This window comes from Mesorhizobium sp. M0772, from assembly GCF_040320135.1.
Lineage (GTDB): Bacteria > Pseudomonadota > Alphaproteobacteria > Rhizobiales > Rhizobiaceae > Mesorhizobium.
Map to the genome: position 1 here is coordinate 40536 of NZ_JAMYPB010000041.1, position 18501 is coordinate 59036.

The window sequence follows — 18501 nt, forward strand, 5'->3', positions numbered from 1 at the left end:
TGCGGCAGAATGAGTGAACCACGCAAAGCTGTCAATAATAAATAAGAGTGATTTAATTATTGACAGGCGGCTCCCGCTGGTGTCATTTGAGGGCGCGTCCACACTGGGAGAACTTCAGTGGATGCGCTCGAGATGCCGGTTGGCGGCATCCGCATGGTTCCATGGGAGGAAGATCGTGACCAAAGCATTATTGAAGTCCACCGTGTTCGCCGCGGCGGGCCTCGGCCTGATGGCGTTTGCTTCGACAGCATCGGCCGCCGGCGTCGGCGCCTGCCTGATCACCAAGACCGACACCAACCCCTTCTTCGTCAAGATGAAGGAGGGCGCGACCGCCAAGGCCAAGGAACTTGGCGTCGACCTCAAGACCTATGCCGGCAAGATCGACGGCGACAGCGAGAGCCAGGTGGCGGCGATCGAAAGCTGCATCGCCGACGGCGCCAAGGGCATCCTGATCACCGCGTCCGACACCAAGGGCATCGTGCCGACGGTGAAGAAGGCGCGTGACGCCGGCCTGCTGGTGATCGCGCTCGATACCCCGCTGGACCCGATCGACGCCGCCGACGCGACCTTCGCGACGGACAATCTGGAAGCCGGCAAGCTGATCGGCGCCTGGGCAGCCGCGACCCTCGGCGACAAGGCCAAGGACGCCAAGATCGGTTTCCTCGACCTGACCCCCTCACAGCCGACCGTGGATGTGCTGCGCGACCAGGGCTTCATGATGGGCTTCGGCATCGACGTGAAGGATCCCAACAAGATCGGCGATGAGGACGATGCCCGCATCGTCGGCCACGACGTCACCAACGGCAATGAAGAAGGCGGCCGCAAGGCGATGGAAAACCTTCTGCAGAAGGACAACTCCATCACCGTCATCCACACCATCAACGAGCCCGCCGCTGTCGGCGCCTACCAGGCGCTCAAGGCGGTCGGTCTCGAAAGCCAGGTGCTGATCGTCTCGGTCGATGGCGGCTGCCCCGGCGTGAAGTCGGTGACCGAAGGCGTCATTGGCGCCACCTCGCAGCAATACCCGCTGCAGATGGCGGCACTCGGCATCGAGGCGATCGCCGCCTTCGCCAAGGACGGCGCCAAGCCGAAGCCGACCGAAGGCAAGAACTTCTTCGACACCGGCGTCAACCTCGTCACCGACAAGCCGGCCAATGGCGTGAAGTCGATCGACACCAAGGAAGGCCTCGCCAAGTGCTGGGGCTGATGGCTGCCTGACAGCCAGCGGCAAGCTGACGGCCGGGGGCTTGATCCCCGGCCGCTTCGGGTGGACGATGCGTCACGCGAATAATCCCGGCAGCAGACCGGACAGGCGCGAGCGGGTATCGGCATGGAGCTGAAGCCCAGGGGAGGAAACATGGCTCAAGCACAGGAATTCGAGAAGGTTCTCTCGAGCAGCGACACAAGCGTTGCCGCCTTTGACGAGCACAAATCGGCCGTCAAGCGCATCCAGCATTTCCTGCACTCCACGCCGGCGGCGGTGCCGCTGATTGTGCTGGTCCTGTCGATCGTAATTTTCGGCATCGCCATTGGCGGGCGTTTCTTCTCATCCTATACGCTGACGCTGATCCTGCAGCAGATCGCCATCGTCGGCATCCTCGGTGCCGCGCAGACGCTGGTCATCCTGACCGCCGGCATCGACCTGTCGATCGGCGTGATCATGGTGATTTCAGCCGTGATCATGGGCAATTGCGCGGTCAGCTACGGCATGCCGGCCGTGCTCGCAGTGCCCATCGGGCTTGCCGCCGGCGCAGCCTGCGGCCTGCTCAACGGTTTGCTGGTCGCCTACATGAAGCTGCCGCCGTTCATCGTCACGCTCGGCACCTGGAACATCGTCATGGCGACGAACTTCATCTATTCGGCTAATGAGACGATCCGCGATACCGACGTCGACGCCCAGGCGCCGCTGCTGCATCTCTTTGCCCTGAGTTTCAAGATCGGCACGGCGGTGCTCACACTGGGCGTCATCGCCACGGTCGTGCTCGTTTTGATCCTCTGGTACGTGCTCAATCACACCGCCTGGGGCCGCCATGTCTACGCCGTTGGCGATGATCAGGAGGCGGCGAAGCTGTCTGGTATCCAGACCAAGAAGGTGTTGATGACGGTCTACACCCTTGCCGGGTTGATCGCCGCTTTCGCTGCCTGGGTTTCCATCGGCCGCAACGGCTCGATCTCGCCGTCAGCCGCCGTCACCGACTACAACCTGCAGGCGATAACCGCGACGGTGATCGGCGGCATTTCACTGTTCGGCGGGCGCGGCTCAATTCTGGGCACGCTTTTCGGCGCGATGATCGTCGGCGTCGTCTCGATGGGCCTCAACATGCTGGGCGCCGATCCGCAATGGAAGGTGCTGCTCACCGGTGTGCTGATCATCGGCGCCGTGGCGATCGACCAATGGATCAGAAAGGTTTCGGCATGACCGTGGAACCCATCCTCACCGCGCGCGGCCTGATCAAGCGCTATGGCCGTGTCACCGCCCTCGACAATGCCGACTTCGACCTCTACCCCGGCGAAATCCTGGCCGTCATCGGAGACAATGGCGCCGGCAAATCATCGCTGATCAAGGCGATTTCCGGCGCCGCCGTGCCCGACGAAGGCGAGATCCGTCTTGAAGGCAAGGCTGTCGCTTTTAAATCGCCCATGGAGGCGCGCGAGGCGGGCATCGAGACGGTCTACCAAAACCTGGCTTTGTCGCCGGCCCTGTCGATCGCCGACAACATGTTCCTCGGCCGCGAGATCCGCAAACCCGGCTTCCTCGGCGACTGGCTTCGTATGCTCGACCGGCCCGCAATGGAAAAGCGCGCCCGCGACAAGCTCACCGAGCTTGGGCTGATGACCATCCAGAACATCAGCCAGGCGGTGGAAACGCTGTCGGGCGGCCAGCGTCAGGGCGTTGCGGTGGCGCGCGCCGCCGCTTTCGGCAGCCGCGTGGTGATCATGGACGAGCCGACCGCCGCACTCGGCGTCAAGGAGAGCCGCCGCGTGCTGGAACTGATCCTCGACGTCAAGAAGCGAGGCCTGCCGATCGTGCTGATCTCGCACAATATGCCGCATGTCTTCGAGGTTGCCGACCGCATCCATATCCATCGGCTCGGCCGCCGCCTCTGCGTCATCGATCCCAAGCAATATACCATGTCCGACGCCGTCGCCTTCATGACGGGAGCGAAGGTTCCGCCGGAGGCTGCACTCGCTGCCTGATCCGCTCGACGGATAAATTGCCGCAGGGGAACTGGCGGCATGCTGGTCTAAATCGATTGAACGTATGTTGCGATGCACTAGGATAGGCTGGGACTGAGAGCGAAAGCCGGTATGATCGCAGCACGATCACGAGAGGCAGTATGACGCGAACAATGACAGCCAAAGCCCCCGATCTCGAAATACCCGATCCCAAGACGCTGGCCGACGAAGTCTTGCTGGCTCTCAAATACCGGGTCGGCAAAGGCACGTCCGTTGCTACGCAATATGATTGGCTGACCGCCTCGATCAAGGTCGTGCGCGACCGCATCGTCGATCACTGGATGCAGGCGACGCAGGAGGCCTACGCCCAGCAGGAAAAGCGCGTCTATTACCTGTCGCTCGAATTCCTCATCGGCCGGCTTATGCGCGATGCCTTCTCCAATCTCGGCCTGATGGACAATATGCGAGAAGCGCTCAAGTCGCTGGGCGTCGACCTGGACCTCATCGCCGGGCTCGAACCGGATGCGGCGCTCGGCAATGGCGGTCTTGGCCGGCTCGCCGCCTGCTTCATGGAAAGCATGGCGACCGTCGACATTCCGGCCCACGGCTACGGCATTCGCTACGCCAACGGTATGTTCCGCCAGGAGATCCATGACGGCTGGCAGGTCGAACTGCCCGAAACCTGGCTCGACCACGGCAACCCCTGGGAGTTCGAGCGGCGGGAGCGTGCCTTCGAGGTCGGCTTCGGCGGCTCGGTGGAATCGATCACCTCCAAGGATGGCCGGCTCGAGCGTCACGTCTGGAAGCCGACCGAGCATGTCCAGGCCGTCGCCTACGACACGCCGGTGGTCGGCTGGCGCGCCAACCGCGTCAACACGCTGCGGCTTTGGTCCGGCATGCCGGTCGATCCGATCCTGCTCGACAAGTTCAACGCCGGCGACCACATCGGCGCGCTGGCCGAAAGCAACAAGGCCGATGCCTTGTCGCGCGTGCTTTACCCCGCCGATTCCCACAAGGCCGGCCAGGAACTGCGGCTGCGGCAGGAATATTTCTTCTCCACCGCGTCGCTGCAGGACATCGTCCAGCGCCATCTCAGCCAGTATGGCGATCTGGCCTCGCTGCCCGACAAGGCGGCGATCCACCTCAATGACACCCATCCGGCGATCGCCGTGCCAGAGCTGATGCGCCTGCTGATGGACGTCCATGGCCTGGATTTCGACCAGGCCTGGGACATCACCAAGCGCACCTTCGGCTACACCAACCACACGCTGCTGCCCGAAGCGCTGGAAAGCTGGCCGGTGCCGCTGTTCGAACGGCTTTTGCCGCGCCACATGCAGATCGTCTACGCCATCAATGCGCAGGTGCTGCTTGAGGCGCGCGCCACCAACCAGTTCTCAAACGAGCAGATCAGCCGCATCTCGCTGATCCAGGAAAATGGCGACCGCCGCGTGCGCATGGGTAACCTGGCCTTTGTCGGCTCGCACTCGATCAATGGCGTGTCGGCGTTGCACACCGAGCTGATGAAGGAGACGGTGTTTGCCGATCTCCACAAGCTCTATCCCGATCGCATCAACAACAAGACCAACGGAATCACGCCACGCCGCTGGCTGATCCAGTGCAATCCAGGCCTCACCGCGCTCGCCCGCGCGGCGATCGGGGACCGTTTCCTCGACGACATCGACGCCATCAAGGGGCTCGAAGCCTTTGCCGGTGACGCCGCCTTCCGCGACAAGTTCGCCGCCGTCAAGCGCTCCAACAAGATCAAGCTCGCCAATCTGGTCGCCGACCGGCTCGGCATCAAGCTCGACCCGTCGGCGCTGTTCGACATTCAGGTCAAGCGCATCCACGAATACAAGCGCCAGTTGCTCAACATCCTGGAAGCGATCGCGCTCTACGACCAGATCCGCTCGCATCCCGAACAGGATTGGATGCCGCGCGTCAAATTCTTCGGCGGCAAGGCGGCGCCCAGCTACCACAATGCCAAGCTGATCATCAAACTGGCCAACGACGTCGCCAAGGTCATCAACAGCGACCCGTCGGTGCGCGGTCTGCTGAAAGTGGTGTTCGTGCCGAACTACAATGTCAGCCTGGCCGAGGTGATGATGCCGGCCGCCGACCTGTCCGAGCAGATTTCGACTGCCGGCATGGAGGCGTCGGGCACCGGCAACATGAAGTTCGCGCTGAACGGCGCCTTGACCATCGGTACGCTCGACGGCGCCAATGTCGAGATCAAGGAATGCGTTGGCGACGACAACATCTTCATCTTCGGCCTGAGCACGGCGGAAGTCGCCGAGCGGCGCAGCAATGGCTACAACCCGCGCGCCGTGATCGAGGGCTCCCCTGAATTGGCGCAGGCTGTCGCCGCGGTATCGTCGGGCGTGTTCTCGCCCGACCAGCCGGATCGCTACCGCGAGCTGGTCGACGGTCTCTACAACAGCGACTGGTTCATGGTGGCGGCGGATTTCGACGCCTATGCCGCCGCCCAGCGCGATGTCGACGCCGTCTGGCGCAACAGCCCCGATTGGTACGCGCGCGCTATCCGCAACGTTGCCCGGGTCGGCTGGTTCTCTTCCGATCGCACGATCCGCCAATATGCGAAAGAAATCTGGAACGTGCCCGCCTGATATGATTGCATGAGGCCACGACAATGGGTCTTGTGCACAAGAACTGGTTCCCAGGGAGGGACGCCGCCTGATGAAGAAACCGCGCGCGACCGCGACGACGAGCGGGTCGGACGGGCTGGCGTCAGCCGGCGATGTCGCCGCAATTGTTGCAGGCACGCATGGCGATCCTTTTGCAATCCTGGGCGTGCATGATGCCGGCAAGAGCCTGGTTGCCCGCTGCTTCGTCCCCAATGCCGAGTTCGTCACCGCATACACGCTGGCCGGCAAGAACGCCGGCGAACTCACGCGGCGCGACGACGCCGGTTTCTTCCAAGGCAGACTGTCGATCAAGAAGCGTCAGCCGCTGCGCTATCACGCCAAAAATGCCGGCGGCGACTGGTGGCTGACCGATCCCTATTCCTTCGGCCCGGTGCTCGGCCCGATGGACGACTACTATATCGCGCAAGGGTCGCACCTCAGGCTGTTCGACAAGCTCGGCGCCCATCTCCTCGACCATGAAGGCGCGTCGGGCGTCCATTTCGCCGTCTGGGCGCCCAATGCAAGGCGCGTCTCCGTGGTCGGCGACTTCAACGAATGGGACGGCCGCCGCCATACGATGCGCGACCGCCGCGACACCGGCATCTGGGAGCTGTTCATTCCCGATATCGGCGCCGGCCACCCCTACAAATACGAGATCATTGCCCCCGACGGCGTGCGCCTGCCGCTCAAGGCCGATCCGTTCGCCTTCAAGTCTGAACTGCGCCCGGCCACAGCATCCGTGACGGCGGTGCCGCCGGCGCATGAATGGGGCGACGAGGCGCATCGCAATTACTGGCGAAAGGCCGATCCGCGGCGCGAAGCCATATCGATCTACGAGGTCCATGCCGGTTCGTGGCAGCAGCACGATGATGGCAGCTTCCTGTCATGGGACGAACTCGCCAACCAGCTCATCCCCTATGCTGTCGAGACCGGCTTCACCCACATCGAGTTCCTGCCGATCTCCGAACATCCCTATGACCCGTCATGGGGTTATCAGACAACCGGACTTTATGCCCCCTCGGCGCGATTCGGCGACCCCGACGGCTTCGCCCGTTTCGTCGACGGTGCGCACCGCGCCGGCGTCGGCGTCATCCTCGACTGGGTGCCGGCGCATTTCCCGGTCGACGCGCATGGCCTGGCCAATTTCGACGGCACAGCGCTTTATGAGCATGCCGATCCGCGCAAGGGTTTTCATCCCGACTGGAACACCGCGATCTACAATTTCGGCCGCCGCGAGGTGGTGTCGTTCCTCGTCAATAACGCGCTGTTCTGGGCCGAGAAATACCATGTCGACGGTTTGCGCGTGGATGCGGTGGCCTCGATGCTCTACCTCGATTATTCGCGCAAGGCCGGCGAGTGGATCCCCAACGAGAAGGGCGGCCGCGAAAACCTCGAAGCGGTCTCCTTCCTGCAGAAGATGAACAAGGAGGTCTACGGCCACCATCCCGGCGTGATGACCATCGCCGAGGAATCGACTTCATGGCCGAAGGTCTCGGCGCCGGTGCATGAAGGCGGGCTGGGCTTCGGCTTCAAATGGAACATGGGCTTTATGCACGACACGCTGGAGTATTTCGCCAAGGAGCCGATCTTCCGCAAACATCACCACAACGACCTGACCTTCGGCCTGACCTACGCCTTCTCCGAGAATTTCGTGCTGCCGCTGTCCCATGACGAGGTCGTGCACGGCAAGGGCACGCTGCTCGGCAAGATGGCCGGCGACGACTGGCAGAAGTTCGCGACTTTGCGCGCCTTCTATGCCTTCATGTGGGGCTATCCCGGCAAGAAGCTGTTGTTCATGGGCCAGGAATTCGCCCAGCGCCGCGAGTGGAGCGAGGCGCGCGCGCTCGACTGGAACCTGCTCGACTTCCACCCGCATCGCGGCGTCTGGCAGACGGTGCGCGACCTCAACTATCTCTACCGCTCGCGCCCGGCGCTGCATGCGCGCGACTGCGAGCCGGACGGCTTCTCCTGGCTGATCGTCGACGACAAGGAAAATTCGGTCTTCGCCTGGCTGCGCAGCGCGCCCGGCGGCAACCCGATCGCCGTCATTTCCAACTTCACGCCAGTGCCGCGCGACAATTATCGCGTGCCATTGCCCAAGGTCGGCAAATGGCGCGAAATCATCAACACCGACGCTTCGGACTACGGTGGTTCGGGCAAGGGCAATGGCGGTGTGGTCGAAGCCAGGGCGGAAGGAGGAGGCATTTCGGCAACGATGCTTTTGCCGCCGCTGTCGACGATCATGCTTGAACTCGTTGCGGACTAGGTCCGTCAACTCGTTTCGGATTAGGTCCGTCGACTCGTTGCGGACCGGGCGATGCTCCAGACTGGTAATTTGGGAGGGTAAAGATGGCAGACTTGAAGAGAACCCAGCCGCTGGCGCGCGATGCCATGGCCTATGTGCTGGCCGGCGGCCGCGGCAGCCGGCTCAAGGAATTGACCGACCGCAGGGCCAAGCCGGCTGTCTATTTCGGCGGCAAGACGCGCATCATCGATTTCGCGCTGTCCAATGCGCTGAATTCCGGCATCCGCCGCCTCGGTGTCGCCACCCAGTACAAGGCGCATTCGCTGATCCGCCACCTGCAGCGCGGCTGGAACTTCCTGCGCCCGGAGCGGAACGAAAGCTTCGACATCCTGCCGGCCTCGCAGCGTGTCTCGGAAACCCAGTGGTATGAAGGCACCGCCGACGCCGTCTACCAGAACATCGACATCATCGAGGCCTATGGCCCTGAATATATGGTGATCCTAGCCGGCGACCATATCTACAAGATGGACTACGAGCTGATGCTGCGCCAGCACGTCGACGCCAATGCCGACGTCACTGTTGGTTGCCTCGAAGTGCCGCGCTTGGAAGCGACCGGCTTCGGTGTCATGCATGTCGACGGCAAGGACAACATCATCGCGTTCGTCGAAAAGCCCGCCGACCCGCCCGGCATTCCCGACAAGCCGGAATTCGCGCTGGCTTCGATGGGCATCTATGTCTTCAAGACCAAGTTCCTGATGGAGCAGCTGCGCCGCGATGCCGCCGAGCCGGGTTCAAGCCGCGACTTCGGCAAGGACATCATCCCCTACATCGTACAGCACGGTAAGGCGATCGCGCATCGCTTCGCCAAATCCTGCGTGCGCTCGACGGCCGAGAACGAGGCCTATTGGCGCGATGTCGGCACCGTCGACGCCTACTGGGAAGCCAATATCGACCTGACCGATATTACTCCCGAACTCGACCTCTACGACCGCGACTGGCCGATCTGGACCTATGCCGAATTGAAGCCGCCGGCAAAGTTCGTGCATGACGAGGATGGCCGGCGCGGTTCGGCCGTCTCCTCGCTGGTCTCAGGCGATTGCATCGTCTCGGGTGCTTCGCTGAAGCGCAGCCTGATCTTCACGGGCGCGCGCATCAACTCCTATTCGACGCTGGAAGAGGTCGTCATGCTGCCCGACGTTCATGTCGGCCGGAACGCAAAGTTGAAGCGCGTCGTCATCGACCACGGTGTAAGGATACCGGAAGGGCTGGTGGTTGGCGAAGACCCTGTTCTCGACGCCAAGCGTTTCCGGGTTTCGGAAAAGGGCATCTGCCTGGTCACGCAGGACATGATCGACAAGCTGAAGCTGTAAGACGGGGTACCATAAACGCATGCAGGTTCTGTCGGTCACGCCCGAGATATTCCCGCTGGTCAAGACCGGCGGACTTGCCGACGTGACCGGCGCATTGCCGATCGCGCTGGCCGCCAAGGGCGTGACCATGCGCACGCTCATCCCCGGCTTTCCCCAGGTGATGGACGCCTTCAAGAAAAAGAAGGCTGTCTACCAATACCCGCTGCTGCAGGGCGGCAAGGCTTCGGTCCATGCCGTCAAGATCGCCGGGCTCGACCTGTTCGTGCTCGACGCGCCGCATCTCTACGACCGTCCCGGCGGCCCTTACGGCAATGCGGCCGGCGCCGATTGGCCCGACAATTGGCGGCGTTTTGCTGCGCTGAGCCAGGTCGGTGGCGATATCGCCGGCGGCGCCATTTCGGGCTACCAGCCGGATCTCGTCCACGCCCATGATTGGCAGTCGGCGATGACGCTGGCCTATATGCGCTACGGCAAGGCGGTCGGCGTGCCGTCGCTGATCACGGTTCACAACCTTGCCTTCCAGGGTCAGTTCGGCGCCGGCATTTTTGGCGAGCTCGGCTTGCCGGCCGCGGCGATGGCGCTCGACGGCGTAGAATACTATGGCGGCGTCGGCTTCCTCAAGGCCGGCCTGCAGGCGGCCTGGGCGATCACCACGGTGAGCCCCACCTATGCCCAGGAAATCCGCTCGCCGGAATTCGGCATGGGCCTCGACGGCCTGATCAACATGCGCTCTTCCGACCTCTACGGCATCGTCAACGGCATCGACACCGACATCTGGAACCCGGAGACCGACAAGCATCTGGTGTCGGCCTACTCCGCCGCGACGCTCAAGGCTCGGCTTCCCAACCGGGCGGTTGTCGAGGACCGCTTCAGCCTCGAGCGCGACGACAGTCCGATCGTCTGCGTCGTCAGCCGGCTGACCTGGCAGAAGGGCATGGACATACTGGCGGCTGTGGTCGACGGCGTCGTCGCCACCGGCGCGCGGCTGGCGATCCTCGGCTCAGGCGACGCCGGCCTGGAAGGCGCGCTGCTGGCTGCCACCGCCCGCCATCGCGGCCGTGTCGGCGTCGTCGTCGGCTATGACGAGGGGCTTTCCCACACCATGCAGGGCGGCTGCGACGCCATCGTCATCCCGTCGCGCTTCGAGCCTTGCGGGCTGACCCAGCTTTACGGCCTACGCTATGGCTGCGTGCCGGTCGTCGCCCGCACCGGCGGCCTTGCCGACACCATCATCGACGCCAATGAAGCAGCGATCTCGGCCGGTGTCGCCACCGGCTTCCAGTTCGCGCCCAATAGTGGCGGCGCCATGCTGCACGCCATCCGCCGGCTGGTCGATGCGCATTCGAGCCCGGCCGTCTGGGAACAGATCCAGCGCCAGGGCATGAAGGCCGATGTCTCCTGGGACAAGAGCGCCGACAAATACGTTGAACTCTACCGCCTGCTGCTTTCGAAAAGGGTTGCCTGAATGATCCGGACCGTCGCCACCAAACCCTATCTCGACCAGAAACCCGGCACGTCCGGCCTGCGCAAGAAGGTGCCTGTCTTTCAGCAGGAGCACTATGCCGAGAACTTCATCCAGTCGATCTTCGACGCGCTGGAGGGCTTTGAGGGCAAGACGCTGGTGATCGGCGGCGACGGCCGCTTCTACAATCGCGAGGTCATCCAGAAGGCGATCGCCATGGCCGCCGCCAACGGTTTCGGCAAGGTGATGGTCGGGCAGGGCGGCATATTGTCGACGCCGGCGGCGTCGCATGTCATCCGCAAATACAAGACCTTCGGCGGCATCATCCTGTCGGCCAGTCACAATCCGGGCGGCCCGCACGAGGATTTCGGCATCAAGTACAATGCCGGCAATGGCGGCCCGGCGCCGGAAAAGCTGACCGACGCGATCTTCGAAAAGACCAAGACGATTTCGAGCTTTCGGACGGCCGACATCGACCAGATCGACATCGACAAGATCGGCACGGTGACCGCCGGCGGCATGGCGGTAGAGGTGATCGATCCGGTCTCCGATTACGCCGAGCTGATGGAAAGCCTTTTCGACTTCGACGCCATCCGCGCCAATTTCAAATACGGCTTCCGCATGCGCTTCGACGCCATGCATGCGGTCACCGGCCCGTATGCCAAGGAAATCCTCGAGCGCCGGCTTGGCGCGGAGAATGGCACCTGCCGCAACTACAAGCCGCTGCCCGATTTCGGCGGTCATCACCCGGATCCGAACCTGGTCCACGCCAAGCATCTCTATGACGAGATGATGGGACCGGATGCGCCCGATTTCGGCGCCGCTTCCGACGGCGACGGCGACCGCAACTTGATCATCGGCAAGGGCATTTTCGTCACCCCGTCGGATTCGGTGGCCATGCTTGCCGCCAATGCGCAGTTGGCGCCGGGCTACAAGGACGGCCTCAAAGGCATCGCCCGCTCGATGCCGACCAGCGGCGCGGCAGACCGCGTCGCCGAAAAGCTCGGCATCGGCATCTACGAAACGCCGACCGGTTGGAAGTTCTTCGGCAATCTGCTCGATGCCGGCATGGCAACGATCTGCGGCGAGGAAAGCGCCGGCACCGGCTCGAACCATGTCCGTGAAAAGGACGGGCTGTGGGCGGTGCTGTTGTGGCTGAACATCCTGGCCGTGCGCGGCGAAAGCTGCAAGGACGTCGTTACCGAACATTGGGCGACCTACGGCCGCAATTACTATTCACGTCATGACTATGAGGAGGTCGAAACCGAGCGCGCCAACGCCCTGGTCGACGAGTTGCGCGCCAAGCTGACCTCGCTGCCCGGCACCAGCGTGCGCGGCCTGAAGATCGCCAATGCCGACGACTTCGCCTATCACGATCCCGTCGACGGTTCGGTGAGCAAGAACCAGGGCATCCGCATCCTGTTCGAAGGCGGCTCGCGTGTCGTGTTTCGTTTGTCCGGCACCGGCACGTCGGGTGCTACGCTGCGCGTCTACATCGAGCGCTACGAGCCGGACAGAGCGCGGCATGATCTCGACACGCAAGAGGCGCTCGCCGACCTGATCGCGGCTGCCGATGATATCGCCGGGATCAAGAGCCACACCGGGCGCAACAAGCCGAGCGTGATTACTTGAGGGTGGTGACGTCTTTACCCTCCCCCTTGTGGGGAGGGTCGATCCGCGCAGCGGATCGGGTTGGGGGTGCTCGTAAAGCGCTTTCCCCGCGCCGACCCCCACCCCGCTCACTGCGCGCGCGACCCTCCCCACAAGGGGGAGGGTGGAGGATGCGCCGATGACCCAGCTCGGCGCAACGGTCACTCCCGAAGGCATCCGCTTCGCCGCCTGGTCGTCGTCCGCGCGGCGCCTGTGGGTGTCGATCTTCGACGACACCGGCGCCCGTGAAATCGACCGGCTCGAACTTCAGCCGGAAGGCGAGAGCGTCCATGCGCTGTTCGTCGCCGGCCTTGCCGCGGGTACGCGCTACGGCTTTCGCGCCGACGGCGAATATGCGCCGGAGCGCGGGCTGTGGTTCGATCCCGACAAGCTGCTCACTGATCCCTACGCCGTCGAGATCGACCGGCCCTACCAGCATCATTGGCGGCTTGCCGCCCGGCGCAACGAAGGCGCCGACACCGCGCCACTGATGCCGAAGACCATCGCGCGGGCTCAACCGAAGCCGCTGCCGGCCAAGCCGCCTTTGTTCCAGCCAGGCGGCCTGATCTACGAACTCAACGTCCGCTCCTTCACCAGGCTGCATCCGGACGTGCCCGAAGCGCAGCGCGGCACCATTGCAGCCCTTGCCCATCCGGCTATCGTCGAACATCTCAAGAAGATCGGCGTCTCCGCCGTTGAGCTGATGCCCGTGACCGCATGGGTCGATGAGCGCCATTTGCCGCCGCTGGGCCTCAGCAATGCCTGGGGCTACAACCCAGTCACCTTCATGGCGCTCGACCCGCGCCTGGCGCCCGGCGGCCTCGCCGAGTTGCGCGATACTGTGGGGGTGCTGCGCAGGGCTGGCATTGGCACCATCCTCGATCTCGTCTTCAATCATACCGGCGAAAGCGACCGGCTCGGGCCGACGCTGTCGCTGCGCGGCCTCGACAATCAAGCCTACTACCGCAGCGAGCCGGACGGCAGGTTGGCCAACGACACCGGCACCGGCAACACGGTCGCCTGCGATCATCCGGTCGTTCGCGGCATGGTGCTCGACACGCTGCGCCATTTCGTCCGCCATGCCGGCGTCGACGGTTTCCGCTTCGACCTGGCGCCGGTCCTCGGTCGCGTCGATGGCGCATTCGATCCGGCAGCCCCGTTGCTCGAGACCATCGCAACCGATCCCATCCTTGCCGACAGGGTGCTGATCGCCGAGCCGTGGGACATCGGCCCGAATGGCTACCAGCTCGGCAATTTCCGGCCGCCATACCTGGAATGGAACGACCGCTACCGCGACGACGTCAGGCGCTTCTGGCGCGGCGATGCCGGCGCGGTCGGTGCGCTGGCGACAAGGCTCGCCGGCTCCTCCGATGTGTTCGGCAGGGAGGGCCAATCCGCCAGCCGCACGGTCAACTTCATCGCCGCGCACGATGGCATGACGCTGGCCGATATCGTCGCTTATGAAGCCAAGCACAACCAAGCCAATGGCGAGAAGAACCGCGACGGCCACAATGAGAACCTGTCCTGGAACAACGGCGTCGAGGGCGAAACCTCGGACAAGGCGATTGCCGAGGCCCGTTCCCATGATCGCTTCGCGCTGCTCGCCACTCTGTTTGCCTCGCGCGGCACCATCATGCTGACGGCGGGCGATGAATTCGGCCGCACGCAAGGGGGCAACAACAACGCCTATGCGCAGGACAACGCCATCACCTGGCTCGACTGGGCCGGGCGCGACGTCGGGCTGGAAGCCCATGTGTCGGCGCTCGCAGCTCTGCGCGGCGCGGTGCCGGCGCTTTCCGATACGCGCTTCCTGACCGGAGAGCCGCCGGACGGTTCTGATGTGCCCGACGTCGCGTGGCTGACCGAGACCGGCGCGCCGCTCGGCGAAGCCGACTGGAACGATGGCTCGCGCCATCGCCTCGTCATGCTGCTCGGCGATGGCGGGGAAGGCCGCCTGGCTGTGATCGTCAATGGCGATCGCCGCCAATGCGTCTTCACGCTGCCCGCGCGGCAAGGGTTTGAATGGCAGCCGGCTGTTGAAGCGCAAGCGGTCGACCTCGCGTGGCCGCTGCCCGGCCGCAGTGTCAGTTTCATGATCGAGCGCCGGACCGCAAAGGCCCGCGCCAGGAAGGGTCCGTGATGGCCGACGACAATGCCCAGCCGGGACCCGAACAGAGCGCCGACTGGTGGCGCGGCTGCGTCATCTACCAGATCTATCCTCGCTCCTTCCAGGACACCACCGGCGACGGCAGCGGCGACCTCTCAGGCATCACCTCACGGCTGGCGCACGTCGCCTCGCTCGGCGTCGACGCCGTCTGGCTGTCGCCCTTCTTCAAATCGCCAATGGCCGATATGGGCTACGACGTCTCCGACTATCAGGCGGTCGATCCGATGTTCGGCACGCTCGACGACTTTGACGCGCTGGTTGCCGAGGCGCACAGGCTCGGCCTGAAGGTGATCATCGATCAGGTGTTGTCGCACTCCTCCGACAAGCACGAATGGTTTGTAGAGAGCCGTGCCAGCAAGGATAATCCCAAGGCTGACTGGTATGTCTGGGCCGACACCAGGCCGGACGGCAACGCGCCCAACAACTGGCTGTCGGTCTTCGGCGGCCCGGCCTGGGAGTGGGACGCGACCCGCCGGCAATACTACATGCACAATTTCCTCGCCTCGCAGCCGGACCTCAACTTCCACAATCCTGAGGTTCAAGACGCGTTGTTGCAGACGGTGCGGTTCTGGCTCGAGCGCGGCGTCGACGGCTTCCGCCTGGATACGGTCAACTACTATGTCCACGACCGCTGGCTGCGCAGCAATCCGCCGCTGGCGTCGAGCGTCGCCGGCACCAATGGCGAAACCAACACCTATCTCTTCCAGGAGCATCTGTTCGACAAGACGCAACCGGAAAACCTCGGTTTCCTCAGGCGCTTCCGCGCTTTGCTCGACGAATATGACGGCCGCGCCAGTGTCGGCGAGGTCGGCGACGAAGGCCGTTCGCTGCAGACGCTGGCCGCCTACACATCCGGCGGCGACAAGCTCAACATGTGCTACACCTTCGACCTGCTCGGTCAGCAATTCTCAGCCGCCCATGTGCGCGGATGCGTCGAGGCCTTCGAGGCAGCTGTCGCCGACGGCTGGGTCTGCTGGGCGTTCTCCAACCACGATGTCGTGCGCCATGTCAGCCGCTGGACGCGGCCGGGCGGCGATCCAGATGCGGTGGCGACATTCGCTATCGCTTTGCTCTCCTGCCTGCGGGGCTCGATCTGTCTCTACCAAGGCGAAGAGCTTGGGCTGGAGGAGGCGGAACTGACCTTCGAGGATCTGCGCGATCCCGTCGGCATCCGTTTCTGGCCGGGGGTAAAGGGCAGGGACGGCTGCCGCACACCGATGGTCTGGGAAGCGGGCGCCGACAATGCCGGTTTTTCCTCGGGAAAACCCTGGCTGCCGGTGCCGGAAAGCCACCGCGCTCGGGCGGTCGATATCCAGAACGCCGACGACAAGTCCGTGCTCGCCGGCTACCGGACGATGCTCGCCTTGCGCAAGGCGCATCTGGCGCTGGTCAAGGGCCCGATCCGCTTTCTCGATACCGACGGCGATGTCCTTGCCTTCATCCGGCAGGGCGAGGACGAGATATTGCTCTGCGTCTTCAATTTCGCCGACAAGCCGGCCGACTGGCGGCTGCCGGATCTCCAGCCTGTCGAGGCGATCGCTCTGGGTGGCGGTGCCGTCCTGCAGGAGGAGGGGCTGTCGCTGCAGGCCCTGGGCTGGTTTGTCGGCAAGGTAGGCTGATCTTTCAGGGACGCCGTCCGGCGTAAACAAAGATCGTGTCCGCATGCAACCATGCCGAGCGATCCGTGCAACGCCACCGGCGCCACGTTTTTCATTTTCGGGCTTCTTCGGTACTTTCGTCGAGCTTGGCCACGAACGGCATTCCTGGAATGTTTCCAGATGGTTGCGCTAATGACAACTGCTGAGGGCAAAACCCAAAATTCAGGACAACCACAAGCTGCACCCAATTGGACCTTGTAATATAGATTAGCTATGGCTGGTTTAGGGTGAGGATGCTCACTTAGCGTCAAGCAAGACTCGGTTGAAATAATATTTCCGTCTGTCTAGTCTCCTGCCACCAGCTGCCGGAACGGGAACCGGCGGCGCGCTCGAAGGGGCCAGAAATCGGTTCCGGGGCGTCAACACTCGTAAGGCGCAGCCGATGGGCAGCGCCACAGGGAGAGACTTCATGCTGAAAAATATGCTGAAGGCGACGCTTGTCGCCGCGACCATGACCTTTGCCGCAGGCACGTTCCTGACGCCGGCCCTTGCCGAGACCGTCTATAACAGAGGCAGCGCCGCCGAAGCGGAGACGGTCGATCCGCACAAGACCTCGACCGTCTACGAAGCCGATATCATACGCGACCTGTTCCAGGGACTGGTCATGCACGATCAGAAGACGAACCTCATCCCCGGCGCCGCCGAAAGCTGGACGGTATCTGATGACGGCACCGTCTACACCTTCAAGCTGCGCAAGGACGGCTTGTGGTCGGATGGCAGCCCGGTGACGGCGGACGACTTCGTCTATTCCTTCCGTAGGCTGGAGGATCCGGCGACCGCCGCTGAATACGCTTCCATGCTCTATCCCGTGAAGAACGCCGAGGAAGTCAACACCAAGAAAGGCAAGCCCGAGGACATGGGCGTCAAGGCGATCGACGCCAACACCCTGGAAGTGACGCTGAAGGCGCCGACGCCATACTTCCTCGAGATGCTGACCCACCAGGCTACCTATCCGGTCAACAAGGCCTCGATCGACAAGCTCGGCGCCGACTGGATCAAGGCGGGCAATCTCGTTTCGAACGGCGCCTATACATTGGCCGAGTGGATTCCCAACGACCACATGAAGCTGGTCAAGAATCCGAAATTCTGGGATGCCGCGACCGTCAAGATGGACGTCGTCAACTACATCCCGACCGAAGACCGCTCTTCGGCGATGAAGCGCTTCGAGGCAGGCGAACTCGACAGCTACGGCGACCTGCCGACCGAACAGCTCGCTGACCTCAAGACCAAGTTCGGCGATCAGGTCCGCGTCGGACCGTATCTCGGCACCTATTATTACGCGATCAAGACCGACAAGGCGCCCTGGGACAATGTCGAGCTGCGCAACGCCATCTCGATGGCTATCGACCGCGACTTCCTGGCCGAAAAGGTCTGGCAGAATTCCATGCTGCCTGGCTATTCGATGGTGCCTCCGGGCATCGCCGGCTACACGCCGGCAATGGCCAAATACGCCGACATGCCGCAGATCGACCGCGAGGACGCCGCCAAGAAGATCCTTGAGAAACTCGGCTATACGCCCGAGCATCCGCTGAAGATGGAGATCCGCTACAACACCTCGGAAAACCACAAGAACACCGCGGTTGCCATCCAGGAACAGTTGAAGCCGCTTGGCGTCGAGATCACGCTGCTCAACACCGATACCAAGACCCACTATTCCTTCCTCGAGCAGAAGGGCAACTACGACGTGGCGCGTGCCGCCTGGATCGCCGACTACAAGGATCCCGAGACCTTCCTCGGCATCACCCGCAAGGCCAGCGGCAACAACTATTCGAACTACGTCAGCCCGGCATATGAGGCGGCCATGGACAAGGCCGCGGCTGCCGGCGGCAAGCCGGAAGAGCGTATGAAGGACCTCACTGAGGCCGAGCGCATCCTTGTCGATGACGTCGGCAACATTCCGCTTCTCTACTACAGCTTCCACGATATCGTTTCCTCGAAGCTGCATGGCTTCGATGACAATGTGATGGACATCCATCCGTCCCGCTTCGTCTCCAAGGACTGATAATCATCCTTGACTGGAGCGGGGGGGGCCGCCGGGGGGCGGCGGGGGGGGGGGGGGGGGGGGGGCGGCGGGGGACGGGTGGGGGGGGTGTTGGGAGGGGAGGGGCGGGGGCAGGGGGGGCGGGGGGG

Annotated in this window: 11 protein-coding genes; all 11 read left to right on the forward strand. The window is 63.4% G+C overall.

What is annotated here, in order from left to right; all coding sequences use genetic code 11:
• Positions 1–229 precede the first annotated feature (229 nt).
• A complete protein-coding gene (locus tag NKI06_RS23250) occupies positions 230–1207 on the forward strand; it encodes a sugar ABC transporter substrate-binding protein (protein WP_081725578.1) in 978 nt (325 codons plus the stop codon).
• Positions 1208–1357: 150 nt separating this feature from the next.
• Positions 1358–2419: an ABC transporter permease gene (locus NKI06_RS23255; RefSeq protein WP_023670725.1), complete on the forward strand. Its 1062-nt coding sequence runs from the start codon at positions 1358–1360 to the stop codon at positions 2417–2419.
• Complete coding sequence (locus NKI06_RS23260) at positions 2416–3198, forward strand: ATP-binding cassette domain-containing protein (RefSeq protein ID WP_023670726.1); 783 nt, start codon at positions 2416–2418, stop codon at positions 3196–3198. The genes NKI06_RS23255 and NKI06_RS23260 overlap by 4 nt, the downstream gene beginning before the upstream one ends.
• Before the next feature lie 140 nt (positions 3199–3338).
• Positions 3339–5801 carry a glycogen/starch/alpha-glucan phosphorylase gene (locus NKI06_RS23265; protein ID WP_352987365.1) on the forward strand — a complete coding sequence of 821 codons (2463 nt, stop codon included), beginning with the start codon at positions 3339–3341 and terminating at the stop codon, positions 5799–5801.
• A gap of 70 nt (positions 5802–5871) precedes the next feature.
• Positions 5872–8085 (forward strand): 1,4-alpha-glucan branching protein GlgB, encoded by a 2214-nt coding sequence (gene glgB / locus NKI06_RS23270; protein ID WP_352987368.1) that lies wholly within the window; start codon positions 5872–5874, stop codon positions 8083–8085.
• Between the two features lie 83 nt (positions 8086–8168).
• Positions 8169–9434, forward strand: coding sequence for a glucose-1-phosphate adenylyltransferase (glgC, locus tag NKI06_RS23275; RefSeq protein WP_023715696.1), 1266 nt, complete (start codon positions 8169–8171; stop codon positions 9432–9434).
• A 19-nt stretch (positions 9435–9453) separates the two neighbouring features.
• Positions 9454–10899: a glycogen synthase GlgA gene (gene glgA, locus NKI06_RS23280; RefSeq protein WP_352498450.1), complete on the forward strand. Its 1446-nt coding sequence runs from the start codon at positions 9454–9456 to the stop codon at positions 10897–10899.
• A complete protein-coding gene (locus tag NKI06_RS23285; protein ID WP_352987371.1) occupies positions 10900–12528 on the forward strand; it encodes an alpha-D-glucose phosphate-specific phosphoglucomutase in 1629 nt (542 codons plus the stop codon). It abuts the gene before it with no gap.
• 157 nt (positions 12529–12685) lie between these two features.
• A complete protein-coding gene (glgX, locus tag NKI06_RS23290; RefSeq protein ID WP_352987373.1) occupies positions 12686–14686 on the forward strand; it encodes a glycogen debranching protein GlgX in 2001 nt (666 codons plus the stop codon).
• Positions 14686–16332, forward strand: a complete 1647-nt coding sequence (bglA, locus tag NKI06_RS23295) for a beta-galactosidase BglA (RefSeq protein WP_352987375.1) — start codon at positions 14686–14688, stop codon at positions 16330–16332. The genes glgX and bglA overlap by 1 nt, the downstream gene beginning before the upstream one ends.
• A gap of 448 nt (positions 16333–16780) precedes the next feature.
• Positions 16781–18373 carry a peptide ABC transporter substrate-binding protein gene (locus NKI06_RS23300; RefSeq protein WP_023670734.1) on the forward strand — a complete coding sequence of 531 codons (1593 nt, stop codon included), beginning with the start codon at positions 16781–16783 and terminating at the stop codon, positions 18371–18373.
• Positions 18374–18501 lie beyond the last annotated feature (128 nt).